This window comes from Candidatus Desulfofervidus auxilii (assembly GCA_030262725.1).
Classification (GTDB): domain Bacteria; phylum Desulfobacterota; class Desulfofervidia; order Desulfofervidales; family Desulfofervidaceae; genus JAJSZS01.
In genome coordinates this window covers 81,133-105,325 of the sequence record JAJSZS010000006.1, presented here as the reverse complement: position 1 = coordinate 105,325, position 24,193 = coordinate 81,133, and the positions used below count along the sequence as shown (strand labels likewise).

26 protein-coding genes are annotated in these 24,193 nt (G+C 32.4%); 17 read left to right on the top strand and 9 right to left on the bottom strand.

Annotated elements, in window-relative coordinates:
- Positions 1-43 precede the first annotated feature (43 nt).
- From LWW95_05090 to LWW95_05080, 3 genes are read left to right on the top strand one after another with little or no spacing between them, the layout of a single operon-like run.
- Positions 44-1,216: a homocysteine biosynthesis protein gene (locus LWW95_05090; GenBank protein ID MDL1956408.1), complete on the top strand. Its 1,173-nt coding sequence runs from the start codon at positions 44-46 to the stop codon at positions 1,214-1,216.
- Positions 1,209-1,631 (top strand): 4Fe-4S dicluster domain-containing protein, encoded by a 423-nt coding sequence (locus LWW95_05085; protein ID MDL1956407.1) that lies wholly within the window; start codon positions 1,209-1,211, stop codon positions 1,629-1,631. Before LWW95_05090 ends, LWW95_05085 begins: the two co-directional genes overlap by 8 nt.
- Before the next feature lie 11 nt (positions 1,632-1,642).
- A complete protein-coding gene (locus tag LWW95_05080) occupies positions 1,643-2,428 on the top strand; it encodes a sulfide-dependent adenosine diphosphate thiazole synthase (protein ID MDL1956406.1) in 786 nt (261 codons plus the stop codon).
- Between the two features lie 22 nt (positions 2,429-2,450).
- Here the strand turns inward: LWW95_05080 and LWW95_05075 are convergent, their stop codons facing one another.
- The 5 genes from LWW95_05075 to trpC are packed head-to-tail and all read right to left on the bottom strand — an operon-like array spanning position 2,451 to position 6,683.
- Entirely contained in the window at positions 2,451-3,260 is an 810-nt protein-coding gene (locus tag LWW95_05075; GenBank protein MDL1956405.1) for a lytic murein transglycosylase, read from the bottom strand.
- Between the two features lie 53 nt (positions 3,261-3,313).
- Positions 3,314-4,111 (bottom strand): tryptophan synthase subunit alpha, encoded by a 798-nt coding sequence (gene trpA, locus LWW95_05070; protein ID MDL1956404.1) that lies wholly within the window; start codon positions 4,109-4,111, stop codon positions 3,314-3,316.
- Entirely contained in the window at positions 4,098-5,294 is a 1,197-nt protein-coding gene (gene trpB, locus LWW95_05065) for a tryptophan synthase subunit beta (protein ID MDL1956403.1), read from the bottom strand. Before trpB ends, trpA begins: the two co-directional genes overlap by 14 nt.
- Positions 5,281-5,910 carry a phosphoribosylanthranilate isomerase gene (locus tag LWW95_05060; protein MDL1956402.1) on the bottom strand — a complete coding sequence of 210 codons (630 nt, stop codon included), beginning with the start codon at positions 5,908-5,910 and terminating at the stop codon, positions 5,281-5,283. Before LWW95_05060 ends, trpB begins: the two co-directional genes overlap by 14 nt.
- Positions 5,901-6,683: an indole-3-glycerol phosphate synthase TrpC gene (gene trpC / locus LWW95_05055; GenBank protein ID MDL1956401.1), complete on the bottom strand. Its 783-nt coding sequence runs from the start codon at positions 6,681-6,683 to the stop codon at positions 5,901-5,903. Before trpC ends, LWW95_05060 begins: the two co-directional genes overlap by 10 nt.
- Positions 6,684-6,757: 74 nt before the next feature.
- Between trpC and LWW95_05050 the strand changes: the two genes are divergently transcribed.
- From LWW95_05050 to LWW95_05015, 8 genes are read left to right on the top strand one after another with little or no spacing between them, the layout of a single operon-like run.
- The gene (locus LWW95_05050) at positions 6,758-7,690 is read left to right on the top strand and encodes a hypothetical protein (GenBank protein MDL1956400.1); all 933 of its coding nucleotides are present in this window, start codon (positions 6,758-6,760) and stop codon (positions 7,688-7,690) included.
- Positions 7,691-7,702: 12 nt separating this feature from the next.
- On the top strand, positions 7,703-9,199 hold the full coding sequence (gene guaB, locus LWW95_05045; GenBank protein MDL1956399.1) for an IMP dehydrogenase: 1,497 nt from the start codon (positions 7,703-7,705) through the stop codon (positions 9,197-9,199).
- Entirely contained in the window at positions 9,199-10,737 is a 1,539-nt protein-coding gene (guaA, locus tag LWW95_05040) for a glutamine-hydrolyzing GMP synthase (GenBank protein MDL1956398.1), read from the top strand. The genes guaB and guaA overlap by 1 nt, the downstream gene beginning before the upstream one ends.
- 5 nt (positions 10,738-10,742) lie before the next feature.
- Positions 10,743-14,189 (top strand): DNA polymerase III subunit alpha, encoded by a 3,447-nt coding sequence (gene dnaE, locus LWW95_05035; protein ID MDL1956397.1) that lies wholly within the window; start codon positions 10,743-10,745, stop codon positions 14,187-14,189.
- Positions 14,186-14,902, top strand: coding sequence for a UPF0280 family protein (locus LWW95_05030; protein ID MDL1956396.1), 717 nt, complete (start codon positions 14,186-14,188; stop codon positions 14,900-14,902). The genes dnaE and LWW95_05030 overlap by 4 nt, the downstream gene beginning before the upstream one ends.
- Before the next feature lie 9 nt (positions 14,903-14,911).
- Positions 14,912-15,406: an HIT domain-containing protein gene (locus tag LWW95_05025; GenBank protein MDL1956395.1), complete on the top strand. Its 495-nt coding sequence runs from the start codon at positions 14,912-14,914 to the stop codon at positions 15,404-15,406.
- The gene (locus LWW95_05020; GenBank protein MDL1956394.1) at positions 15,406-15,720 is read left to right on the top strand and encodes a lipopolysaccharide assembly protein LapA domain-containing protein; all 315 of its coding nucleotides are present in this window, start codon (positions 15,406-15,408) and stop codon (positions 15,718-15,720) included. The genes LWW95_05025 and LWW95_05020 overlap by 1 nt, the downstream gene beginning before the upstream one ends.
- 1 nt (position 15,721) lies before the next feature.
- Positions 15,722-16,876, top strand: coding sequence for a tetratricopeptide repeat protein (locus tag LWW95_05015; GenBank protein MDL1956393.1), 1,155 nt, complete (start codon positions 15,722-15,724; stop codon positions 16,874-16,876).
- On the opposite strand, the gene ispF is transcribed toward LWW95_05015, so the two are convergent.
- The 4 genes from ispF to holA are packed head-to-tail and all read right to left on the bottom strand — an operon-like array spanning position 16,871 to position 19,403.
- Positions 16,871-17,365, bottom strand: coding sequence for a 2-C-methyl-D-erythritol 2,4-cyclodiphosphate synthase (ispF, locus tag LWW95_05010; protein MDL1956392.1), 495 nt, complete (start codon positions 17,363-17,365; stop codon positions 16,871-16,873). The two genes, LWW95_05015 and ispF, sit on opposite strands and share 6 nt — an antisense overlap.
- Complete coding sequence (ispD, locus tag LWW95_05005; protein MDL1956391.1) at positions 17,335-17,997, bottom strand: 2-C-methyl-D-erythritol 4-phosphate cytidylyltransferase; 663 nt, start codon at positions 17,995-17,997, stop codon at positions 17,335-17,337. The genes ispF and ispD overlap by 31 nt, the downstream gene beginning before the upstream one ends.
- Positions 17,998-18,002: 5 nt before the next feature.
- Positions 18,003-18,302: a YggT family protein gene (locus LWW95_05000; protein MDL1956390.1), complete on the bottom strand. Its 300-nt coding sequence runs from the start codon at positions 18,300-18,302 to the stop codon at positions 18,003-18,005.
- A 60-nt stretch (positions 18,303-18,362) separates the two neighbouring features.
- Positions 18,363-19,403, bottom strand: a complete 1,041-nt coding sequence (holA, locus tag LWW95_04995; GenBank protein MDL1956389.1) for a DNA polymerase III subunit delta — start codon at positions 19,401-19,403, stop codon at positions 18,363-18,365.
- A 101-nt stretch (positions 19,404-19,504) separates the two neighbouring features.
- Here holA and LWW95_04990 point away from each other — a divergent pair, with 101 nt between their 5' ends.
- From LWW95_04990 to LWW95_04965, 6 genes are read left to right on the top strand one after another with little or no spacing between them, the layout of a single operon-like run.
- Positions 19,505-20,029 carry a DUF177 domain-containing protein gene (locus tag LWW95_04990; GenBank protein ID MDL1956388.1) on the top strand — a complete coding sequence of 175 codons (525 nt, stop codon included), beginning with the start codon at positions 19,505-19,507 and terminating at the stop codon, positions 20,027-20,029.
- 9 nt (positions 20,030-20,038) lie between these two features.
- Positions 20,039-20,221, top strand: a complete 183-nt coding sequence (rpmF, locus tag LWW95_04985; protein ID MDL1956387.1) for a 50S ribosomal protein L32 — start codon at positions 20,039-20,041, stop codon at positions 20,219-20,221.
- Between the two features lie 14 nt (positions 20,222-20,235).
- Positions 20,236-21,267: a phosphate acyltransferase PlsX gene (gene plsX / locus LWW95_04980; protein MDL1956386.1), complete on the top strand. Its 1,032-nt coding sequence runs from the start codon at positions 20,236-20,238 to the stop codon at positions 21,265-21,267.
- Complete coding sequence (locus tag LWW95_04975) at positions 21,267-22,241, top strand: ketoacyl-ACP synthase III (protein MDL1956385.1); 975 nt, start codon at positions 21,267-21,269, stop codon at positions 22,239-22,241. The genes plsX and LWW95_04975 overlap by 1 nt, the downstream gene beginning before the upstream one ends.
- Positions 22,242-22,259: 18 nt before the next feature.
- Positions 22,260-23,417, top strand: coding sequence for an acyl-CoA dehydrogenase family protein (locus LWW95_04970; GenBank protein ID MDL1956384.1), 1,158 nt, complete (start codon positions 22,260-22,262; stop codon positions 23,415-23,417).
- Positions 23,414-24,193: an electron transfer flavoprotein subunit beta/FixA family protein gene (locus LWW95_04965; protein MDL1956383.1), complete on the top strand. Its 780-nt coding sequence runs from the start codon at positions 23,414-23,416 to the stop codon at positions 24,191-24,193. Before LWW95_04970 ends, LWW95_04965 begins: the two co-directional genes overlap by 4 nt.

Here is a 24,193-nt window from a genome sequence, read left to right as displayed (position 1 = left end):
TTTGAGTTTGATTTATAGAAAGGTAGAACTTTGGAGGCAAAAGATGAAAACTATCGAAGAAATTAATGCTAAAATAAAAAAAGGTAAAGTAGTGGTAGTTACAGCAGAAGAAATTATAGAAGTTGTAAAAGAAAAAGGTGTTAAAAAGACACTTCAAGAAGTAGATGTAGTAACCACTGGTACTTTTAGCCCTATGTGTTCTTCTGGTATTTTATTAAATTTAAAATCTTCTGTATCTTTGATGAAGCTAGGGGGAGGAGAGGTTTATTTAAATAGTGTACCTGCTTATTGTGGATTGGCAGCAGCTGATATTTATTTAGGGGCTACAGCTTTACCTGAAGATGACCCTAGAAATAAAGTTTATCCTGGAGAGTTTAAATATGGTGGAGGACATGTAATTGAGGAATTAGTAGCAGGAAAAGATATTAAAATAGAAGCCTATGCTTATGGCACTCATTGTTATCCTCGTACAGAATATACTGGTTTTATTAACATTCATTCATTAAATAATGCTTTTTTATTAAATCCTCGCAATGTATATCAGAATTATAATGTTGCTGTAAATCTATCTCATAAAGTGTTTTATACTTATATGGGAGTTTTACTTCCTAGATTAGGAAATGCCAATTATGCTACAGCAGGACAACTTTCTCCTCTTTTCAATGATCCTTATGGTAAAACTATTGGTATTGGCACACGTATTTTTCTTGGTGGTGGAATAGGCTATGTTATTTGGTATGGTACTCAACACCGTAGTAAGGTACCACGAACAAACAAAGGCATTCCTACTCGTCCTGCTGGAACATTAGCACTTATTGGCAATTTAAAACAGATGAATAGTTATTGGTTAAGAGGGGTTTCATTAAAAGGCTATGGAGTAAGTTTGGCTGTTGGTGTAGGTATACCCATCCCTTTATTAGATGAAGAAATTCTTTATTATACTTTAGTAACTAATGAAGATATCCATATGCCTGTAGTGGATTATGGTGAAGCTTATCCTCAAGGTAAAGAAGAAGTTTTAGAAGAAGTAACTTATGCAGAGTTACAATCAGGAGAAGTAGAAATTGGAGGCAAAAAAGTACCTACTGGTAGTCTTTCTAGCTATGCAAGAGCAAGGGAAGTGGCAGAAATATTAAAGCGTTGGATTAAAGAAGGCCGTTTTACTCTTACTCAACCTTCTGTTAGTTTGGAAGAACTTGGAGTAAGTTATGGTTAAAAGAAAATATCTTTTGGTCTTTCCTCCACAGGTTGTAGAACAACCAATTACTTACCATCTTATACATGATTACCACTTAGTCATTAACATCTTGAAGGCAAGTGTTACCCCAGGAAAAAAAGGTAAATTGACTGTAGAAGTAGAAGGAGAAGAAGAAAATTTAAGAGAAGCGATGAATTATCTTGCCAGTTTAAAAGTAGAAATACGCCCAGTTATTGAGGGTATTAAGTGGTTGGAAGAAAGATGTGTACATTGTACTGCTTGTGTACCTGGCTGTCCTGGCCAGTGTTTTGTTGTTAATAGAGAAACTATGCATGTTTCATTTATTGAAGAAAGATGTATTGGTTGTAAACATTGCCTCTCTGTATGCGCTTATGGAGCAATTATTCTGATGGAAGAGGAAAATATGACATAAAGGAGGAAAAAATGCCATTAAATGAAATAAAAATTACGCAGGCAATTATTGAAAGATTTATGGAAAAATTAAAAAGTTGTCTTGATTTGGATGTAGCCATCGTTGGAGCTGGGCCTTCAGGGATGGTAGCGTCTTATTACTTGGCAAAAGAGGGCTATAAAGTAGCCATTTTTGAAAGGAAATTGAGTATTGGTGGTGGGATGTGGGGTGGAGGAATGATGTTTAATCAAATTGTGGTACAGAAAAAGGCAAAACGCATCCTTGATGAATTTGGTGTAAATAATGTACATTATGAAGAAGATTATTTTACAGCTGATGCCATCGAAGCTGCTACTGTTATTTGTGCTAGGGCATGTCAGGTAGGAGTAAAAATATTTAATTGTATATCTGTTGAAGATGTAGTAGTAAGAGAAAATAGGGTTTGTGGGTTGGTCATTAATTGGTCTCCTGTAGAAACTACAGGATTACATGTTGACCCATTAGTAATCCATGCTCGCTATATTGTTGATGCTACTGGTCATGATACAGAAGTCATTAAAGTAATAGAACGAAAAACAGAAGGTAAATTGTTTACGCCCACTGGAAAGATTATGGGAGAAATGTCTCTTTGGGCAGAGATTGCTGAAACTAATACAGTAGAAAATACAAAAGAAGCATATCCCGGTGTTTTTGTTGCTGGAATGGCTGCTAATGCCACTTTTGGCTCTTACCGTATGGGGCCTATATTTGGGGGAATGCTCCTTTCTGGCGAAAGAGTAGCTCAATTAATTCACGAAAGATTGAAAAATGAAAAATAAATTTTCTTTGACCTAGTGTTGTTCAAAATTTAGTATAACTTTTTGTCTGTGATGAAGAAAGATATTGAGAATTCTTTAACTTTTTAGATAGTTCTAAAACTGTGTTTACATAATAAATGCTCCAGTTATAGTGAAGCAAAACTTTTTTCTTTTCTTCCTCACTTAAATCTTCTTTCCAACCAGAGGCTTTTAAATAATTTGCTACACTCATAATGGCATCATGATGATTATATAAATCAATAATGCCATCATCATCACCATCTTGACCAAATTTCCATAAACTAGAAGGCATAAATTGTGGTATACCAAACGCACCAGCAAAGGAACCTTTGATAGAAAATGGGTCCAAGTTATATTTTATTACATATCTTAGAAAAGCCTTAAGTTCTTTATATGCCCATTTTGCTCTTTTTTTAAATTTTTCTGAAATTGCTAAACTAGAAAGCACGTTAAAGACAGTATATTTACCATTATATGTACCAAGCTTTGTTTCTATGATAAGCAAAGCAACAATAATATTTGGATCAACACCATATTGTTTATATACCTTAGAAAATGTATTTTGATATTGTTTTAAATATTTTTGACCCATAAAGATAAAACATTTATTTAAAAAATGCTTATAATTTAATTTACTTTCACGATATGTTGAGTATATTTTTATTACTTGTGGTAAAAATTTAGCTTTAGGATGGGAATAAAATTTTTCAATTATTTTTTTATCAAATCCATCAGCAATCAATCTTTCTTTAAGACGATTAAAATCAGAGTTACACTCTCCCTTTGATAAGAATATTGTAAAAAGAAGAAATAACATAAATAGTTTTCTCATTTTAATTAATTTCGTCTTTTTTAAGTTAATTATTCAGAATAAAATTGAAAATGTTATAACTTTGTAGCTTGAGAAAGGGATTTAATAAATGTACTTACTTTTTTTAAAATTTGATTTGTATTTTTTGAATTTCCTATAATTTTTACAATAGCACTGCCTACAATAATACCGTCAGCATAATGAATAAGCATTTTCACATGTTCAGGAGATGAAATGCCAAATCCAACAGCAATAGGTTTTTTTGTAATTCGTTTTAATTGATTTAAATTTTGTATTATATCTGATGGGAGTTTATCCCTTGCACCAGTAACTCCAGTAACAGAGACATAGTAAATAAAGCCCTGGCTCTTTTGAACTATCTTTCGCGCTCGACTCAGAGGTGTAGTAGGAGCGATAAGAAAGATAGTGTCTAAATGATAAATCCGACAAATTTTAATCCATTTATCTGCTTCTTCTGGAGTTAAATCAGGAACAATAAAACCATTTATCCCAGCCTTAACTGCTTCTTGAGCTAATCTTTCTAAGCCATATTGCAAAAGAGGATTATAGTAACTCATCAATACAATAGGTATTTCTGTATGAGGCCTGATTTCTTTAATCAATTTTAAAATTTCTTTAAGATTTGTGCCACTTTTTAAAGCTCTCTGTGAGGCAGCTTGAATGGTAGGGCCATCTGCCAATGGATCAGAAAAAGGTACTCCCAACTCTAAAATATCCCCACCGGATTGGGCAACAGTTAAAATTAACCTTTTTGTAGTTTCTAAATCTGGGTCACCGGCAGTAATATAGGGAATTAAAGCACGGCGCCCTTGTTTCTTTAAATTGCGAAAAACTTGCTTAATGGTTTTCATTTCCTTCTTTAACTCTCTTAAAAACTATTTCTAAATCCTTATCTCCTCTACCTGAAAGATTAATAATAATAATTTTTTCTTTATCTAATTTTGAAGCAAGTTTTGTAGCATAAGCAACAGCATGTGCACTTTCTAAAGCAGGAATAATCCCTTCTATACGAGATAATAGATGAAATGCTTCTAATGCTTCTTCATCTGTAATAGTATCATAAAAAGCTAGTTTTTTATCTTTAAAATAACTATGTTCTGGACCTACTCCAGGATAATCAAGACCAGGAGCAATAGAGTGTGTTGGTTGAATCTGTCCATCTTCTGTTTGTAATAGATAACTCATTGCTCCATGCAAAATTCCAGGCTTTCCAGCACATAAAGTAGCTGAATGCATACCTTTATCTAAACCCAAACCAGCTGCCTCAACGCCAATAAGTTTTATTTTTTCCTTTCTGAAAGGATAAAATATTCCCATAGCATTACTGCCCCCACCTACACAGGCAATAATATAATCTGGCAGACGTCCTTCTATTTTTAAAATCTGTTGCTTAGTTTCTTGTCCAATAATGCTTTGAAAATCCCTAACTATCATAGGATAAGGATGAGGTCCTACTACTGAGCCAATTAAATAATAAGTTGTACGTACATTTGTTACCCAATCTCTTATAGCTTCATTAATGGCATCTTTTAAAGTACAAGTGCCTTGTCTAACAGTAATTACATCAGCACCAAGAAGTTTCATCCGAAAAACATTCATTGCCTGGCGACGTGTATCTTCTTCACCCATATAAATCACACATTCTAATCCTAAAAGAGCACAAGCTGTAGCAGTAGCTACACCATGTTGACCTGCTCCTGTTTCAGCAATTACTCTTTTTTTCCCCATCCTTTTAGCCAAAAGGGCTTGACCAATGGTATTGTTAATTTTGTGGGCACCAGTATGAGTAAGATCTTCTCTTTTTAAATAAATTTTAGCTCCACCCAAATATTCTGTTAAATTTTTAGCAAAATAGAGTGGAGTAGGGCGTCCAGCATAAGTAGTTAAATAATATTGAAGAGTTTTTTTAAAATTTTTATCTTTTTTTGCCTCTTTATAAGCCCTTTCTAACTCAGTCAAAAGGGGCATAAGAGTTTCAGGTACATATTTACCACCATAAATCCCAAAATGTCCCTTTCTATCAGGCAATTTCATCTTGTATTTCCTTAAATAACCTTTCCATTAAATATTTATCCTTAATCCCAGGTGCTTTTTCTATACCACTATTTACATCTATAGCAAATGGTTTCACTATATTTATTGCCTTTTTTACATTTTCTGGTTTTAATCCGCCGGCAAGAATTAAAGGCATTCCAAGTGCCTTTGCCTCTATAGCCAAATTCCAATCAAATGTCTCACCAGTTCCACCAAATTTACCTTTTTTGTAAGTATCAAGCAATATCCCTTTAACTTTACCTTTATAAACAGATAAAAACTTCAAACTCTCTTTATCTTTAACAGAAAATGCTTTAATACAAGGCAAACCCAATGTCTCACAAAACTCTGGACTTTCATTGCCATGAAGCTGAATAAGATTTAAATTACAAAATTGAGCTATCTTTTTAATTTTTTCTTTCTCTTCATTAACAAATACACCCACCACTTGCACAAAAGGAGGTAATTGATCAATAATCTCTTTTGCTTTTTCTGGATTAATATAACGAGGACTTTTAGAATAAAAAATAAATCCTAAAGCATGAGCACCAAGAGAAGTTGCAAAAAAAGCATCTTCTAACCTTGTTAAACCACAAATTTTCACTTTTATTCGCATATTGTTAAAAATTCTTTAAGTTTTGCTTTAATATCTTTAGCTTTCATAAAGGATGTCCCAATTAAAAAAGCTTGAAAGCCAGCATTTTTTAAAGTTAAAATATCTTTTGAATTATTAATACCACTTTCAGCAACTTTAATCTTTTCTTTTGGTATTTTAGAAACCAATTTTAAAGAGGTTTTTAAATCAACTTTTAAAGTTTTTAAATCACGATTATTAATACCAATAATTTTTGCATCTGCTTTTAATGCTTTTTCTAAATCTGCTTCATTATGAATTTCTACTAAAGCCTCCATACCCAAATCATATATTAAAGTAATAAATTCTTTCAATTTATTTAAAGACAAAATTGAAGTAATAAGCAAAATAGCATCCGCACCATAAAGTTTAGACTCATAAATTTGATAAGAATCAATAATAAAATCCTTTCGTAAGATAGGAAGATTTACTGCCATTTTTACATCAGGTAAAAAAGAAATATCTCCACAAAAGAATTTTTTTTCTGTTAAAACAGAAATAGCAACAGCACCACCTTCTTCATAAATGTGAGCAATATTTATTGGATCAAAGTCTGCTCTAATAATACCCAAACTAGGTGATGCCTTTTTTAATTCAGCAATAATATTTATTTTATTATTTTGAGATATAGCTGCTGAAAATTTTCGATTAGGATAAAGATTAAAAGAAGTTACTATCTTATCTAATGGTTTATCCTTTTTTAATTGCTCTATTTCTTTTCTCTTGTGAGAAATAATTTTTTCAATCACTGACATGTGCCATTTCTAGCATTTCTTTTTTTAAAGGGCAAGGAGTTGCCCTAGACTATCTTATTTGTTATTTAATCTTTATGGCTTCTCCTTATGCTTCCATAGACTTAGGTACTCATACAACTAGATTATTAATTGTTTCTTTTGAAAATAATAAGCTTAGACCTTTATTTAGAAAAAGATCAATAACAAAATTAGGATTTTATTTTGATGGTAATAATATTACTGAAACTGGAATAAATTTTTTAATTAAAACTTTAAAAAATTTTACAAAAATTATGCAATTACACAAAGTAAAAGGATATCAAGCAATAGCTACAGCCATCTTAAGACAGGCAGACAATAGTCAAAAAATTATTGAAACTATACAAAAAAAGACTGGGCTTGAAATAAAAGTCGTAAATGGTGAAATAGAAGCAATTTTAACAGCTAAAGGAGTATTTTCTACATTAGAAGTGGAAAAAACAAAAAGTTTGATTGTTGATGTCGGAGGAGGTAGCACAGAATTTATTTGGCCAGCTAAAAAAATAGCTTTAAGCCTACCTATCGGAGCTACTTGGCTTACATGTCAGTTTTTAAAACATGACCCACCTTCTTTAGAAGAAATAAATAGAGCATTTAAATTAACTGAAGAAAAAATATATAATTTAAATATTCCTTCTCCAGAAATACTTGTTGGTACAGCTGGGACAATTTCTACATTAGCTGCCATAGATTTAAAAATGGATGTTTATCAACCTCGTTTAATTAATGGACATATTTTATCAAAGAATCGAGTCTTAGAAATATTTAATAATTTAAAAAAATTGCCTGCTAAAAAAAGATGTCTTATACCAGGTCTTGAATCAGGTAGAGAAGAAGTTATATTAGGTGGCTCTATTATTGTTCTAGCATTATTCAATATATTTCAAAAGGATACATTGATAGTAAGTGAAGGAGGTCTCCTTGAAGGTATTCTTATAGATTATCTTGAAAAAATTAGCAAGAAAAAAAATTTAAAAATTATTTTATAGGGGGAAAAAACAATGGATATAAAAGAAGCTTTAACATTTGATGATGTTTTATTAGTGCCAGCATATTCTGAAGTGTTGCCAAAAGAAGTAGATGTTTCTACATATTTAACACCTCGCATTCGTCTTAATATTCCTATTTTAAGTGCAGCTATGGATACTGTAACAGAAGCTCGCACAGCTATTAGTTTAGCCAGAGAAGGTGGTATCGGTATTATCCATCGCAATATGTCTATTGAAAAACAGGCTCTTGAAGTGGAAAAAGTAAAAAAATCTGAAAGTGGTATGATTGTTGATCCTGTTACAGTTGAACCTGAACAGAAGATTTATAAAGTACTTGAAATTATGAAGGAATATAGAATTTCTGGTGTTCCAGTAGTAAGAGGGAAAAAACTTGTAGGAATTGTTACTAATAGAGACTTACGTTTTGAAACTAATTTAGAAAAAACGGTAGAAGAGGTAATGACAAAAGAAAATCTTATTACAGTACGTCCTGGCATTAGCCTTGAGCAGGCTAAAGAAATTTTACATAAACATAGAATTGAAAAATTATTAGTTGTAGATGAAAAAGGAAACCTTTGTGGATTGATTACTATTAAAGATATTATGAAGTTAAAAAAATACCCTAATGCCTGTAAAGATGAATTAGGAAGGCTGCGGGTAGGTGCAGCTATTGGTGTAGGACCAGATTGGGAAAAAAGACTTGATGCCTTAATTAAAGCACATGTGGATGTAGTAGTAATAGATGTCGCACATGGTCATTCTAAAAAAGTAATTGAAACAGTAAGATCTATAAAAGCTAATTTTCCTGATGTAGAAGTAATTGCTGGTAATGTTGCAACTGAAGAAGGAGCTGAAAGTTTAATAAAAGCTGGTGCTGATGCCGTAAAAGTAGGAGTAGGACCTGGCTCCATTTGTACTACTAGAGTAGTTGCTGGAGTTGGTGTACCACAAATTACAGCTATTATGGATGCTGTTAAAGCAGGAAGAAAGTATAATATACCAATTATTGCTGATGGAGGTATTAAATTCTCTGGTGATATTACTAAAGCAATTGCAGCAGGGGCAAATGCCGTTATGATTGGCAGCCTCTTTGCTGGCACAGAAGAAAGTCCAGGTGAAACTATTTTATATCAAGGCAGGACGTATAAATTGTATAGAGGAATGGGATCGCTTGGTGCTTTAAAAGAGGGATTTAGTGATAGGTACATGCAAAGTCTTGAGACAAAAGAATTTAAATATACTTTAGAAGAATCTATTCCATCTACTAAATTTGTTCCAGAAGGGATAGAAGGAAGGGTGCCTTATCGTGGACCTTTGGCAGGCATTGTTTATCAATTAGTAGGAGGATTGCGTGCAGGTATGGGTTATCTTGGTTGTCGCAATATTAAAGAACTTCAAACTAAGGCAAAATTTGTAAAGATTACTACAGCAGGCTTACGAGAAAGCCATGTGCATGATGTAATTATTGTAAGAGAAGCACCCAATTATCAATTAGAGAGAGGGGTCTGATGGATAAAATCCTTATTTTAGATTTTGGTTCCCAATATACTCAGCTTATTGCCAGACGTATAAGGGAGCTGGGAGTATATTCAGAAATACAGCCTTATGATTATTCAATAGAAAAGATAAAACAATTTAATCCAAAGGGTATTATCTTAAGTGGAGGGCCTGCAAGTGTATTAGCCCCTGATGCTCCAACATGTGATAAGGAGGTATTTTCTTTAAATATACCAATACTTGGCATTTGTTATGGGCTTCAACTTATAGCCTTCCTTTTAGGAGGAAAGATTGAAAGTGGTGAAAAAAGAGAATATGGCTTAGCAACAATCCAAATTTTAAAAGAAACAAAATTATTTTATGGTTTGCCATTAAATAATGAAGTAAAGGTTTGGATGAGTCATGGAGATACAGTTACAAAATTGCCAGATGGCTTTTTATTGCTTGCAACTAGTAAAAATTCATCAGTAGCAGCTATGGCTAATGAAGAAAAAAAAATATATGGAGTTCAATTTCATCCTGAAGTAGTTCATACCCCTCAAGGAAAAGAAATACTACATAATTTTTTATTTCGAATCTGTCATTGTGAGCAAAAATGGTCAATAGGTTCCTTTATTGAACGAGTAATACCTAAATTGAAAGAAACTATAGGAAAAAGTAAAGTAATTTGTGCCTTAAGTGGAGGCGTAGATTCTGCAGTAACAGCCGCCCTTTTACATAAGGCTGTTGGGAAACAACTTCATGCTATTTTTATTAACAATGGTCTTCTACGAGAGGGAGAGGCAGAAGAAGTAAAAAAAGTATTTACACAAGAATTCCCTCTTAATTTTTATTATGTAGATGCCTCTAATGAATTTCTTTCTGCTTTAAAAGGTATAACAGATCCAGAAGAAAAGAGACAAATTATTGGGAACTTATTTATTGAAGTCCTTGAAAGAGAAGCAAAAAAAATAGGTAAAGTAGATTTTTTAGCCCAAGGTACTCTTTATCCTGATGTTATTGAAAGTGTTTCTTTTAAAGGTCCAGCAGCTAGAATTAAATCTCATCATAATGTAGCTGGATTACCAGAAAGGATGTCTTTAAAACTTATTGAGCCATTGAGAGAATTATTTAAAGATGAGGTTCGTGAACTTGGTCATCAATTGGGTTTACCTGAATTTCTTATTCACCGTCAGCCATTTCCTGGGCCAGGTTTGGCTATCCGCATTATTGGTGAAGTAACTCCAGAACGTTTAACTATTTTAAGAGCAGCAGATAAAATTGTTATAGAAGAAATGCATAAGGCAAAGATGTATAATAAAGTGTGGCAGTCATTTGCTATATTATTGCCTATTAAAACAGTAGGAGTAATGGGAGATCAACGCACTTATGAACATGTTATTGCTTTAAGAATAGTAGAAAGTTTAGATGGTATGACTGCTGATTGGGCAAAAATTCCTTATAATTTAATTGCTCAAATAGCTAATCGAATTATTAATGAAGTAAAAGGAGTAAATCGTGTAGTTTATGATGTTTCTTCTAAACCACCTAGTACTATTGAATGGGAGTGAAAGATATGGCTGAATTTGTACATCTTCATGTCCATACTCAATATAGCCTTTTAGATGGTGCTATTCGCCTTACGGATTTAATGGCAAAGGCAAAGGAATATCATATGCCAGCTGTAGCTATGACTGACCATGGCAATCTCTTTGGTGCAATTGAATTTTATGAAATGGCTTTAGAAAGTGGATTAAAACCTATCATTGGATGTGAAGTTTATATTGCACCGGATTATAAAAAAAAGGCAGGTAAAGAAAAATTAACACACCTTTTGCTTTTAGCAGAAAATGAAATAGGTTATCGAAATCTATTAAAACTGATAAGTATTTCTTATCTTGAAGGTTTTTATTATAAACCTCGTATAGATAAGGCTTTACTTTCTCAATATCATGAAGGACTTATTGCTATGAGTGCCTGCCTTCATGGAGAAATACCTAGTCTTCTTCTTCAGGGAAATTATGAAGCAGCAAAAAAAGCAGCTCAAAGCTATGTAGAGATTTTTGGAAAAGAAAATTTTTATTTAGAGTTACAAGCAAATGGATTACCTGAACAGGAAATTGTCAATAAAGGTTTAATACGCTTAAGCCATGAATTAGAAATACCTTTAGTAGCTACAAATGATTGTCATTATTTAAATAAAGAAGATGCTTATGCTCATGACATCTTACTTTGTATTCAAACAGGTAAAAGTGTAAATGAAAAAAATAGATTGCGCTTCAGCAATGATCAATTTTATTTTAAGTCTCCAGAAGAAATGGTGAATATTTTTGCTGAAGTACCAGAAGCTATCAAAAATACCTTAGTTATTGCTGAACGTTGTAATCTTAGATTTGAATTAGATATACCTCATTTTCCTGTCTTCCCAGTCCCAAAAGGTGAAACTTTAGAAAGTTATCTTTGGAAAAAGGCAGAAGAAGGATTAGAAAAAAAATTAGAAAAAAGAGGGATTAAAGAAGAAGATAAAAAAACATATAGAGAGCGTCTTAAATATGAATTAGATGTTATTACACAAATGGGTTTTGCTGGTTATTTTCTCATTGTTGCTGATATCATTAATTATGCAAAAAAAAGAGGAATTCCAGTAGGACCAGGTAGGGGATCTGCTGCTGGAAGCCTTGTAGCTTATGCTTTGAATATTACAGAAATAGATCCATTGCCTTATGGACTATTATTTGAAAGATTTTTAAATCCAGAAAGAAAAAGCTTACCAGATATAGATACAGATATTTGTATGGAACGTAGAGAGGAAGTTTTAAAGTATATTTTTAAAAAATATGGAGGGAAAGAACATGTAGCTCAAATTATCACTTTTGGTAAGATGCAAGCCAGAGCAGTGGTAAGAGATGTAGGACGTGCTTTAGATATGTCTTATCAAGAAGTAGATAAAATTGCCAAACTTATTCCACCGGCTTTGAATATCAGCTTAGCTGATGCCATTGCAGCTGAACCTAGATTACAAAAATTAGCTGAACAAGATGAACGTGTAAAAAAACTTTTAACAATTGCTCAAGCTCTTGAAGGACTACCTCGCCATGCCTCTACACATGCTGCTGGTATTGTTATTTCAGACGAAAAGCCCCTTGTGCATTATCTTCCTCTTTATCGAGGAAATAAAGGTGAAGTAGTCACTCAATTTGATATGAAGGGTGTTGAGCGCATAGGTTTAATCAAATTTGATTTTTTAGGGCTAAAAACCCTTACAGTTATTGATAAAACACTTTCTCTTATAGAAAAACACAAAGGAATACGTCCAGATATTTCTCAAATTCCCTTAGATGATAAAGCAACATATCAACTTTTAAGCCGAGGAGATACAACAGGTGTTTTTCAACTTGAAAGTTCTGGAATGAAAGAACTTTTAAAAAGATTAAAACCAAATTGTTTTGAGGATTTAATTGCTTTAATTGCTCTTTATCGCCCTGGTCCATTAGAAAGTGGAATGGTAGATGAATTCATTAATCGTAAGCATGGCAAAATTCCTATAAAATATGAATTGCCTGAATTAGAACCTATTTTAAAACAAACTTATGGAGTTATTCTTTACCAAGAGCAAGTAATGGAAATTGCTGTAGCTTTAGCTGGTTATACTTTAGGACAGGCTGACAATCTGCGTAAGGCTATGGGAAAAAAGATGCCAGAATTAATGGCACAGGAGCGCATTCGTTTTATTGAGGGTGCTGTTAAAAAAGGAATTCCTAGGAAGAAAGCAGAACATATTTTTAATTTGATGGAAAAATTTGCTGGTTATGGTTTTAATAAGTCTCATAGCACAGCTTATGCTCTAATTGCTTACCGTACAGCATATCTAAAAACACATTATCCCACAGAATTTATGGCAGCATTGCTTACCTGTGAAATGAATTCTATGGATGAGGTAGTAAAATATGTCAATGAATGTCGTGATAAAGGAATAGAAATTTTACCCCCAGATATAAATCGCAGTGAAATGGATTTTGTAGTAGAGGATGGAAAAATTAGATTTGGATTAGCAGCAATTAAGAATGTAGGAACAGCTGCTGTACCAGAGATTCTTAAAGCAAGAAAAAAAGGTTTATTTAAATCTTTAATGGATTTTTGCCAGCGAGTAGATTTACAAAAGGTAAATAAAAGGGTAATTGAAAGCCTAATTAAAGCTGGTGCTTTTGATAGTCTTGGTGTAAAACGTTCACAACTTATGTTTGTTTTATCAGAAACAATAGATAAAGCTCAACGCAAATTACGTCGAACAAATCTAAATCAGCTAAGTTTATTTGATACGGTGAAAGAAACATCAGAAATAGAATTACCTCCAATGGAAGAATGGTCAGATGATATACGACTTACTTATGAGAAAGAAGCTCTTGGATTTTATCTTACTGGACATCCTTTAAAGGGTTATGAAGAAGTGCTTAAAAATTTAAGTAATACAAACACAGAAAAAATTTCTGAATTGCCAGATAAAACACCAGTTAAACTTGGTGGTATAATTACAGAGATAAAAGAAATTAGCTCTAGAAAAGGAGAGCGTATGGCATTTGCTACTTTAGAAGATACAAGAGGAAAAGTAGAGGTAGTGATTTTTAGTTCTGTTTATCAAGAAGCAGAAAATTATCTCAATAGTGATCAGCCTATTTTTATTACAGGACATGTAAGCAAAGATGAAAATTCAAGTAAAATAATTGCTGAAAAAATTTGTTTTTTAGAAGAAGAAAAAGAAAAATTGATCAAAAAAGAACATTTTTCAAAGGAGCAACAAAAAGAAATAAAAATTATTCTTCGTGAAGGGAATATTGAAAAAAAACAATTATTGTATCTTAAACAAATACTTCAGCAATATAAAGGCAATTTACCTGTATATTTTAAAATTTTACCAAGCAATATCCTTGTTGCTTTACCTCCTCATTTAAAAGTGACATTGACTGAAGATTTTATAAAAAAGATAAATCAATTATTAGGATATGAAGCAGTAATAATAGAATGAATCGTTTCTATCGCCAATGGTGCCATAATAAGCATTTAACTAGTTTTTCTGTTGTAGTAAAAGAAACTGATTTATGGATTAAAGCACAGAAAGTTCTTGATAAAGAAGCTAAAGAAGCTGTTTTTAAGTATAGAGCACAATTAGAAAAATATATTAAATTTCATCCTGAATTTAAAGATGCCTTCTTGCCCTTGCCTTTTGACCCATTTGCACCTAAAATAGTGCGCCAGATGCTTTTAGCTGCAAAAAAAGCAGGAGTAGGGCCAATGGCAGCGGTAGCAGGTGCTATTGCTCAAGCAGTAGGAGAAGAATTGTTAAAGTATTCCAAAGAGGTAATTGTAGAAAATGGTGGTGATATTTATCTTAAAATAAGAACGCCTGTCCAAATAGGTATATTTGCGGGTTCTTCACTTTTAAGTGGAAAAATAGCTTTAAAATTAAAGCCTACAGAAAAAGCTATAGCAGTATGTACTTCCTCTGGCAAAATTGGCCATTCTTTCAGTAGTGGACAAGCAGATGCAGTAACTGTTATCGCTGAAGATGCTGCTTTAGCAGATGCAGCTGCTACTGCTATAGGTAATCTTATAAGGAAAAAACAAGATATTACTAAAGCAGCACAATGGGCAAAAAATATTGAAGGTGTAAAAGGTTTAATCATTATTTTAGACAAACATTTAGCTATTTGGGGAGATATTGATTTAATAACTATTTGAGGTATAAAAATGAATATTTTATGGGCACCTTGGCGCATAAAATATATTCTTGGGAAGAAAGAAAAAAATTGTATTTTTTGTATTCATAATCGAGAAGGAACTGATGAGGAAAATTTAATTTTATATAGAGGAAAACTAACAACAGTAATAATGAATAAATATCCTTATAATAATGGTCATCTTCTTGTAGCCCCAATAAGACATGTACCTGAATTAGATGATTTAACTATTGAAGAATTAGCTGATTTAATGATTAAGATTCGAGCCTCTGTTGATTTTCTTCGTAAAGAAATGCAGCCAGATGGATTTAATGTAGGATTAAATATAGGCAAAGTAGCTGGAGCTGGAGTAGCTGCTCACTTACATTTTCATATTGTACCTCGTTGGAATGGGGATACAAGTTTTATGACAACATTAGGAGAAACAAGGGTTATTCCTGAAAGTCTTAAGGAAACATATAAACGACTTAAGCCTTATTTTGATAAATTAAGGGAGGAAGAATAATGCAATGGATTAAAGCAATTTTTTGGGTAGCAGTATTGGGAGTGATTGGTATTTTCATTATTGAGAACCTAAATTTTTTTGATCAAATGGCTAATTTAAAATTTTTGACCTATAATTTTTCTTTAAAACTTTATCTTTTATTATTTTTTTCTTTCTTCTTTGGAATGCTCTTTGGTCTTGCCTATACTTTTAAAGCTTGGTTTAAAAAGAGAAATGAATTAAAGAAGAAAAATGAAGAAATAAGAAAGCTAAAAGAGGAACTTGACTCCCTTCGTAATCTTCCTTTAACAGAAGAAAAGCCTCAAGGCATTTAATATGGAATGGATTTATGGTGGTATTTTTTCTTTTATTATAGGTCTTGGTGTTGGTCTTTTTATTGGCCGACGTTTTTCTTCACATCCCTTTCAAGAAGCAAAAGAAAGTAAAGTTGCCTTTTTAACTGGTTTTCGCTATCTTCTTTCAAATGAACCTGATAGAGCAATTGAAGCTTTTATGAAAGCTGTTAGTTTAGACACTGATACAGTAGAAACATATTTTGCTCTTGCAAGCCTTTTTAGAGATAAAGGAGAAATTGAAAGAGCCATTCGTATTCACCAAAGTATTATTACTAGACCTCATCTTGAACCAGAAATCCGTCTTCAGGCCCTTTATGACTTAGCATTAGATTATAAAAAAGCAGGTCTTTTTGATCGAGCAATTAATACTTTTAAGGAAGTTATTCGCAAAGATCCTGCTAAAAAAGAAGCCTATTTAGAATTAGCCAATCTTTATCAAAGTCTTAAAGATTGGCAAGCAGCTTATGAAATTATTGAACGATTAAGTAAATTTACAAAAGAAGATTATAGTCTCATGCTTGCTCATTTTTTGGTAGAAATTGGGAAAAAACATCAGAAAGAAGGAAATAAGAAAGAGGCAGAATCCTTTTACAAAAAAGCTATAAAAACTAATAAAAAATGCACTGATGCATATCTTCATTTGGGTGATCTTTATTTTGAAGAAAAAAATTTTAAAAAGGCATTCGATATTTGGGAAAATGTTATAGAACTTACACCAGAATATAGTTTTTTAGTATATTCTCGTTTAGAAAAACATTTTTCTGAAATAAAGGATGAAAAAGCGTTTAATAAATTTATTAAAATAATAGAAGAAAAAAAGGAACGTGATATATTTTCTTCTATTTTTATAGGAAAATTTTGTCTCATAAAAAAAGATTTAGAAAAAGCTAAATTTTATTTTAATGAGGTATTAGAAGAAGAACCTTCACAACCAAGTGCGAGCCAATTTATGGCTCAAATTCTTTTAGAAGAAGGGAAAACACAAGAAGCCATTGAATTGCTTAAAAAAATCCCAGAAACTTTACCAAAACAGATATATCAATGTTCACATTGTGGTTATGAATCAATTAAACTTTATTGGCATTGTCCTAAATGTGGAGAATGGGATACAATAAAACCTAAAACAAAATTATAATTTTTTTACTATAACTACTGCATATGCAGCCATTCCTTTTCCTTCTCCAATATAGCCCAGTCTTTCTGTGGTTTTTGCCTTGAGATTTATTATGTCTTTTTTTACATCTAAAGCATTTGCAATTTTCTCTTTCATTTGTGAAAAAAAAGGAGAAATTTTTGGCTCTTGTGCTACAATAGTTGCATCTAAATGAATTAAGATAACATTGGATTTATCCATTTTTTCTTTAATAGATAAAAGCATTTTTAAACTAGAAATTCCTTTTAAACTAGGATCTGTGTCTGGAAAGTATTGTCCAATATCTCCCTTTCCCATCGCTCCTAAAATAGCATCAATAATAGCATGAATTAAAACATCTCCATCTGAATGTCCTAACAATCCTTTTTGAAAGGGAATTTTTATTCCGCCAAGAATAAGAGGTCTTCCTTCAACTAAGCGATGAACATCAAAACCAAATCCTATAGAAAATTCAGCAATATTTCTGCCCATTTTAAGTCTTGAGGTATTGTTATCTTTATATTTGTTTGCTCTCCTAAAATTACATGTACATTTATACCAAGTTTTTCTACAAGACTTGCATCATCAGTAAATATTTCTTTTCGAAATCTTAAATAAGCAGTTTTTAATATATCAAACTTAAAGCCTTGTGGAGTTTGTATAAGCCAAATATAATCTCTAGGTAATGTTTTTTTTACTATATCTCCTTCTACCCATTTAACAGTCTCTTTTACTGGTAAAGCCGGTACTACTGCTCCATATTTATAAGCGCCTTTTATTACTGCTTCTATTAATTTTTGAGAGATAAAAGGTCTTACACCATCATGGACTAATACAATTTCTGCATTTTTTATCATTTTAAGCCCAGCCCATACTGATTCTTGCCTAAACTTCCCACCAGGTACAATATATTTTATTTTAGAAAATTCCTTTGCAATCTCTTGACCTTTTTTTTCCCATAATGGATTTATTACTAAAATAGTCTCATTAATAACAGGATTTTTTTCAAAAGCAGACAAACTATACCATAAAATAGGTCTTCCACCTAATAACAAAAATTGCTTTGGGACATCTTCCTTCATACGTTTTCCTTCTCCTGCAGCCACAACAATAGCTATAACCATCCAAATTAAACCAATCTCAAGGCTAATTGATAAAGAGTACTTACAAGAAATTTTTGTAAAAAAAGCACACCTAAAATTGCTATTAATGGGGAAAGATCAAAACCACCAAAAACCACAGGTAAATAACGACGAATTTGAGAAAGTACTGGTTCTGTTACTGCATAAAGAAAACGTACAATAGGATTGTATGGATCTGGGTTCACCCAGGAAATTAAGGCACGAATAATTATGATCCACATATAAAACGTTAAGACTACATCCAAAACAGAAGCAAGTGCCTTTAAAAAATTAGCTAATATAAACATATTTTCCTCCTTTTGAACAAGTTATATATCATAGCTTTCAAATAAGCTCAATAAATGTTATTATTTAGCTATTCTACACCAAAAGATTATAAGCTGTTCTAAATGATAAGGAGCAGCTTTTAGATTATTTTTAAAAATTGTTTCGGTTTTTAATAACATTTTTTGAATACTACAAAGCTCTTTAAATGTATATCGAGAGGCACGTTTTAGAAGATGATAAAGTGCATAAGGATGAAAGTTTATTAAAATTTGTTTAATTTCTGGATAAGTAATTTTAAGAAAATCTTGATAAGTAAAGGAAGGTGAAAATTTTATTTTTTCTTCTTTTTGAAGAATTTTTGCTTCAATAAGAGATTTCAATTCTTTTGTCAACATAGCTAAAATAGCTAAAGGATGAAAACCTTGTTCAAGAAGATTTTTAAAAAAATTAAGCGCTGTTTCAATATCTCCCTGAACAAGTTTTTCGCCAATTTCAAAAGCTGCCTCTTCCTTTATAGGCGTTACAAGAAGCTTTACATCTGTTTCATCTATAAACTCTTTTTCTCCTACATAATTTATTAATATTTCAAGATAGTTCTTTAAAGCAAAAAGATTAAAACCTATTCGATTTAAAAGTAATTTTTGAGCATCAGAAGTAATTTTTTTATTTGCCTTTTCAAGAATACTAAACATTACTTGTTTTTGCCATATTTCTTGCTCATCTTTTGAAGCTTTTACGGTAAAATCTACTACTATAGCTAGCTTTTTTAAAAAATCAGGAGATACATCTTCTTTTGAAGTAATTATTATATAACAAGATGTTTTTTTAAGAATTTCTGTATTTAAATAAGAAAAAGAAAAAAAATCTTTAAGCCATATTACCTTTTCACTGCTAAACAAAGATATATTAAACAATTTTTCAATAAGAATAGTCTCATCTATATCTTCTTCATGTAGACATTCATAAGTAATGGTTTTCTCTTTTTTAAGACGAGCAATTACTTCCTTAGCTGCTGCCTCACAAAGGAAAGAATCACCATAAAAATAAAAAATTTTTTCTTTTATTCCTTTTGGAATTTTGCTTAAAAGAAATGAAAATCTTTCTTTAGGATAAACTGGCACTTTAACTTTCTCATTAAATATGATATGCTCACTTTGGGCTTTACTTGACAAAGCCCTTTTTTCTATATATTTAACATGCGCTTTTTTAAAAGGGAAGTTTTATGATAATTAAAGTAGAAGATATTCCTCCAGAAGGGTTAGAAGTAGTGTTTGAGAGAAGAGAAAAATGGTGGAAAGAAAAAGAAGAATTTCTTTCAGTAGATTTGGATGGCCCTTCAAAGGCAAAAATTAGATTAAAAGTAATACAAGAAAAAGTACATGTGAAAGGAACAATTGAAGCTACTTTGAGATTATTTTGTGCACGATGTTTAGAATCTTTTTCTTTTCCTTTAAAAACTACTATGGATTTTGTGCTTGTACCTTATAGCTTGGCACCACAAAAAGAAATGTTGAGATTAACAAAAGATGATATGGAAATTGAATTTTTTGATGGTAAAGAAATAAATATTGATCAGATTGTAAGTGAACAGATATTCCTTAATGTACCTATAAAGCCGTTGTGTAAACCAGATTGTGCTGGATTATGTCCATATTGTGGTAAAAATTTAAATAAAGAAAAATGTAATTGTCGCCCTGTTAAGTATACTCCATTTTATGAAGCCTTAAAACATTTTATTAAAAAATAGGAGAGGAAAATGGCTGTTCCAAAAAGAAAACATTCTAAATCTAGAAGAGATAAAAGAAGAACACATTTTAAATTAATACCTCCAAATTTGGTTGAATGTCCTCATTGTCATGAATATAAATTGCCTCATCGAGTGTGCCCTCATTGTGGTAAGTATAAAGGGGAGGAAATTATAGAAATAAAAGAAGTTTAAAGATGGCAGAACGAATAATCATAGCTGTAGATGCTATGGGAGGTGACTATGCACCTGAAGAGATTGTTAAAGGAGCAATTCAAGCTGTTCAAGAAATGCGAATGGAAGTAATTTTGGTGGGGAAAAGAGAAGAAATTACACCTATCCTTAAAAAAGAAGCTAATACTGAAAATTTCCCTATTCGAGTTTGCCATGCACCTCAGGTAGTGGACATGGCTGAATCTCCTTCTGAAGTTTTACGTCAAAAAAAAGATACTTCTATTAAAATAGCTTTAGAATTAGTTAAAAAAGGAGAGGCACATGGTGTTTTTAGTGCTGGTAATTCGGGTGCTACTTTAGCTTTAGCTATGTTTATACTTGGCCGTTTAAAAGGAGTAAAAAGACCTGCTCTTGCAGGCATCATTCCTACACCTGAGGGTTACACTATAATGATAGATGTAGGAGGGGTAGTAGATTGTCGTGCTTATCATCTTGTGCAATTTGCTATAATGGGACATGTCTTTGCTAAATATATTTTAAATGTCTCTAACCCTCGTGTGGGATTACTTAATATTGGAGAAGAACCATTAAAGGGAAATGAACTAGTAAAGGAAACATATACTTTTTTAGAAAAAAGTCCTCTTAATTTTGTTGGAAACATAGAAGGAAAAGATATCCTTTGGCACAAAGCTGATGTGGTTGTATGTGATGGGTTTGTAGGTAATGTAGCTTTAAAGTTAGGTGAGGGGGTGGTGGAAAGTTTACTTACTTTAGTAAGACAGGAAGTCAAAAGAAGTTTTGTTTCTAAAGTAGGACTTATTTTAGCAAAAAGGCTACTTAAACGGGTTTTTAAAAAATTAGATTATTCTGAATATGGAGGGGCACCTTTATTAGGAATAAATGGAACAGTAATTATTGGACATGGTCGTTCTGAAGCTAAAGCAATAAAGAATGGTATCAAAATGGCTGCTACTTTTGTTAAGAAAAACATCAATGCTCATTTAGAAAAAGGACTTAAGGAACATGAAACATTTATGCCAGGAAGGTTAAAAGAGGTCTTATCCTAATGAAGGTAGGTATTTTAGGCACTGGTTCTCATCTGCCTAAAAAAATACTAACCAATCATGATTTAGAAAAAATGGTTGATACTTCTGATGAATGGATCACTACACGCTCAGGCATAAAAGAAAGAAGAATTGTCTCAGACGAAACTTGGTCATTTTTAGCAACTGAGGCATCAAAAAAAGCTTTAGAGATGGCCAAAATAGAAGCAAGTGAATTAGATCTTATTATTGCTGCTACCTTTACAGCAGATTATCGTTTACCAGCAGGGGCTTGTCTTGTGCAAGAAAATTTAAAGGCCTATAATGCTGCTGCTTTTGATATTTCTGCTGCCTGTACTGGATTTATTTATGCACTTGTAATTGCTGAAAAATTTATTAAAGAAAACCCTAATACTAAAGCCCTTATTATTGGAGCAGAGATATTAAGTAGTGTAACAAATTGGAAAGATAGAAGTACTTGTGTTTTATTTGGTGATGGAGCAGGGGCAGCAGTAGTAGGAAGTGTAGAAGAAGGAAAAGGTGTACTTGCTAGTTGTATCAAATCTAATCCTAAAGTTTGGGACTTACTATGTGTACTTGGTGGAGGATCTGTATACCCACCTTGCAAAGAGGAAGTTCCAAAAGAAGAATATTATGTAAAGATGAAAGGTAATGAAGTTTTCAAATATGCAGTTAGGCATATGGAAGAAGTAGCAAAGATTGTGCTTAAAATGGCTAATGTATCACCAGAAGAAGTAGATTGGCTTGTTCCTCATCAAGCAAATATTCGTATTATCAATATGGTAGCTCAAAAATTGGGAATACCTAAAGAGAAAGTTTTTGTAAATCTTCAAAAATATGGAAATACTTCAGCTGCTACTGTACCTATTGCCTTAGATGAAGCTGTACGGCAAGGTTTTATAAAACCTGGTGATTTAATATTATTAGACGCTTTTGGCGGTGGTTTTACATATGGGGCATTGTTAATGAGATGGTAAGATCTCAAGGAGGCAAAAATGTTATATCCCCTTACTGAAGAACAGCTTATGATTAAAGAAGTAGCTAGGCGCATTGCAGAGGAAAAAATTATACCTAAACGTGCAGAGCTGGATGAAAAAGAAGAATTTCCACGAGATATCTTAAAGGAAATTGCTCGAGCTGATTTATTTGGCATTTTTATACCAGAAGAATATGGAGGATTAGGATTTGGCAGTTTTGAGAATTCTTTAGCTGTGGAACAAATTGCTTGGGGATGTGCAGGAGTAGCAACTGCATTTGCTGCTAGTGGACTTGGTGCTTATCCTATCCTTCTATTTGGAAATGAAGAACAAAAACGTACTTATCTTCCTCCTATTGCCAAAGGCGAGAAATTGGCTGCTTTTGGTCTAACAGAACCAAATGCTGGTAGTGATGCTGGAGGTATCCAAACAACAGCTATTAAAAATGGTGATTATTATATTATAAATGGCACTAAACAATGGATTACAAATGCCGGAGAGGCAGAAATATATGTAATCATTGCCTTAACTGATAAGAAAAAAGGGCCAAGAGGAGCTAGTGCCTTTATTCTTGAAAAAGGAGATCTTGGTTTTTCTTTTGGGAAAAAAGAAAAAAAGATGGGTATACGAGCCTCTACTACTGGAGATTTGATTTTTGAAGACTGCCGTATCCCTAAAGAACGCCTTCTTGGAAAAGAAGGAATGGGTTTTATTATTGCCTTAAAAACCTTAGATTACGCTCGTCCAGGAGTGGGAGCTTTAGCAGTAGGATTGGCACAAGCAGCTTTGGATGAAGCAGTTAAATTTGCTCGACAAAGAAAACAGTTTGGTCAACCTATTATTTCCTTTCAAGCAGTTGGACATATGCTAGCAGAAATGGCTACTCAAATAGAAGCAGCTAGAGCTCTAACTTACACTATTTGTAAATATATTGATACAAATCCTAAAGATTTCACCAAATATGCAGCTATGGCAAAGCTTTTTGCTTCAGATGTGGCTATGAAAGTAACAACAGATGCTGTGCAAGTTTTAGGTGGATATGGTTATATGCGAGATTATCCAGTAGAAAAAATGATGCGAGATGCAAAGATTCTCCAGATTTATGAAGGAACAAATCAGATTCAAAGAAACATTATTGCTCAGATTTTAAATAAAGAATATGGGAAACAAAAATGAAATATATTGTTTGTATAAAACAGGTACCTGAAATTGAAGGAGTAAAAATTAATCCTGAAACAGGTACTTTAATTCGTGAAGGAGTAAAAAGCATTATCAATCCTTATGACCTCTATGCTTTAGAAGCTGCTTTACAGATGAAAGAACGTTATGGGGGAAAAATCATCCTTTTGAGTATGGGGCCTCCTCAAGCAGAAGAGGCATTAAGAGAGGCTATTTCTTATGGAGCAGATGAGGCAATTTTGCTTAGTGATAGAGCATTTGCAGGTGCTGATACTCTAGCTACAAGTTATACTTTAGCTCAGGCAATTAAAAAAATAGGACATTACGATATTATTTTTTGTGGAAAACAAGCTATTGATGGTGATACAGCTCAAGTGGGACCAGAACTTGCCCAAAGGCTTAATCTACCTTATGTCACTTATGTGCGTAAGATTGAGTTAAAGGAAAATAGTCTTATTGTGGAAAGAGATTTAGATGATGGTTATCAGATAATTCAGATTACTTTACCAGCACTTTTGACTATTGTTAAGGAAATCGGTGAACCTCGAGTACCTTCAATAAGGGGAAAAATGCGAGCTAAAAAACTCCAAATCCCTATTTGGACAGCTAAAGATATTGAAGCAAAAGAAGAAAAAATTGGAATTTCTGGTTCTCCTACTAGAGTATTGAAAATCTTCAGTCCTCCATTGCGAGAAAGGAAAGAAATTATTTCAGGTTCTTTAGAAGAGCAAGTTAAGATACTTTGGGAAAAAATAGATAATATTTTGAAATAA

What these genes read in the sequence shown, in the direction of transcription:
- LWW95_05075 (MDL1956405.1), bottom strand. Translation starts at nt 3,260, where the DNA reads ATGAGAAAACTATTTATGTTATTTCTTCTTTTTACAATATTCTTATCA.
- LWW95_05060 (MDL1956402.1), bottom strand. Translation starts at nt 5,910, where the DNA reads ATGCGAATAAAAGTGAAAATTTGTGGTTTAACAAGGTTAGAAGATGCT.
- LWW95_04965 (MDL1956383.1), top strand. Translation starts at nt 23,414, where the DNA reads ATGAAATATATTGTTTGTATAAAACAGGTACCTGAAATTGAAGGAGTA.
- trpB (MDL1956403.1), bottom strand. Translation starts at nt 5,294, where the DNA reads ATGAAATTGCCTGATAGAAAGGGACATTTTGGGATTTATGGTGGTAAA.
- LWW95_05090 (MDL1956408.1), top strand. Translation starts at nt 44, where the DNA reads ATGAAAACTATCGAAGAAATTAATGCTAAAATAAAAAAAGGTAAAGTA.
- guaA (MDL1956398.1), top strand. Translation starts at nt 9,199, where the DNA reads ATGGATAAAATCCTTATTTTAGATTTTGGTTCCCAATATACTCAGCTT.
- guaB (MDL1956399.1), top strand. Translation starts at nt 7,703, where the DNA reads ATGGATATAAAAGAAGCTTTAACATTTGATGATGTTTTATTAGTGCCA.
- LWW95_05000 (MDL1956390.1), bottom strand. Translation starts at nt 18,302, where the DNA reads ATGTTTATATTAGCTAATTTTTTAAAGGCACTTGCTTCTGTTTTGGAT.
- LWW95_05025 (MDL1956395.1), top strand. Translation starts at nt 14,912, where the DNA reads ATGAATATTTTATGGGCACCTTGGCGCATAAAATATATTCTTGGGAAG.
- LWW95_05030 (MDL1956396.1), top strand. Translation starts at nt 14,186, where the DNA reads ATGAATCGTTTCTATCGCCAATGGTGCCATAATAAGCATTTAACTAGT.
- trpC (MDL1956401.1), bottom strand. Translation starts at nt 6,683, where the DNA reads ATGTCAGTGATTGAAAAAATTATTTCTCACAAGAGAAAAGAAATAGAG.
- ispF (MDL1956392.1), bottom strand. Translation starts at nt 17,365, where the DNA reads ATGGGCAGAAATATTGCTGAATTTTCTATAGGATTTGGTTTTGATGTT.
- rpmF (MDL1956387.1), top strand. Translation starts at nt 20,039, where the DNA reads ATGGCTGTTCCAAAAAGAAAACATTCTAAATCTAGAAGAGATAAAAGA.
- dnaE (MDL1956397.1), top strand. Translation starts at nt 10,743, where the DNA reads ATGGCTGAATTTGTACATCTTCATGTCCATACTCAATATAGCCTTTTA.
- LWW95_05080 (MDL1956406.1), top strand. Translation starts at nt 1,643, where the DNA reads ATGCCATTAAATGAAATAAAAATTACGCAGGCAATTATTGAAAGATTT.
- LWW95_04990 (MDL1956388.1), top strand. Translation starts at nt 19,505, where the DNA reads ATGATAATTAAAGTAGAAGATATTCCTCCAGAAGGGTTAGAAGTAGTG.
- LWW95_04970 (MDL1956384.1), top strand. Translation starts at nt 22,260, where the DNA reads ATGTTATATCCCCTTACTGAAGAACAGCTTATGATTAAAGAAGTAGCT.
- LWW95_05050 (MDL1956400.1), top strand. Translation starts at nt 6,758, where the DNA reads ATGGCTTCTCCTTATGCTTCCATAGACTTAGGTACTCATACAACTAGA.
- LWW95_05085 (MDL1956407.1), top strand. Translation starts at nt 1,209, where the DNA reads ATGGTTAAAAGAAAATATCTTTTGGTCTTTCCTCCACAGGTTGTAGAA.
- ispD (MDL1956391.1), bottom strand. Translation starts at nt 17,997, where the DNA reads ATGGTTATAGCTATTGTTGTGGCTGCAGGAGAAGGAAAACGTATGAAG.
- trpA (MDL1956404.1), bottom strand. Translation starts at nt 4,111, where the DNA reads ATGAAAACCATTAAGCAAGTTTTTCGCAATTTAAAGAAACAAGGGCGC.
- LWW95_05020 (MDL1956394.1), top strand. Translation starts at nt 15,406, where the DNA reads ATGCAATGGATTAAAGCAATTTTTTGGGTAGCAGTATTGGGAGTGATT.
- LWW95_05015 (MDL1956393.1), top strand. Translation starts at nt 15,722, where the DNA reads ATGGAATGGATTTATGGTGGTATTTTTTCTTTTATTATAGGTCTTGGT.
- LWW95_04975 (MDL1956385.1), top strand. Translation starts at nt 21,267, where the DNA reads ATGAAGGTAGGTATTTTAGGCACTGGTTCTCATCTGCCTAAAAAAATA.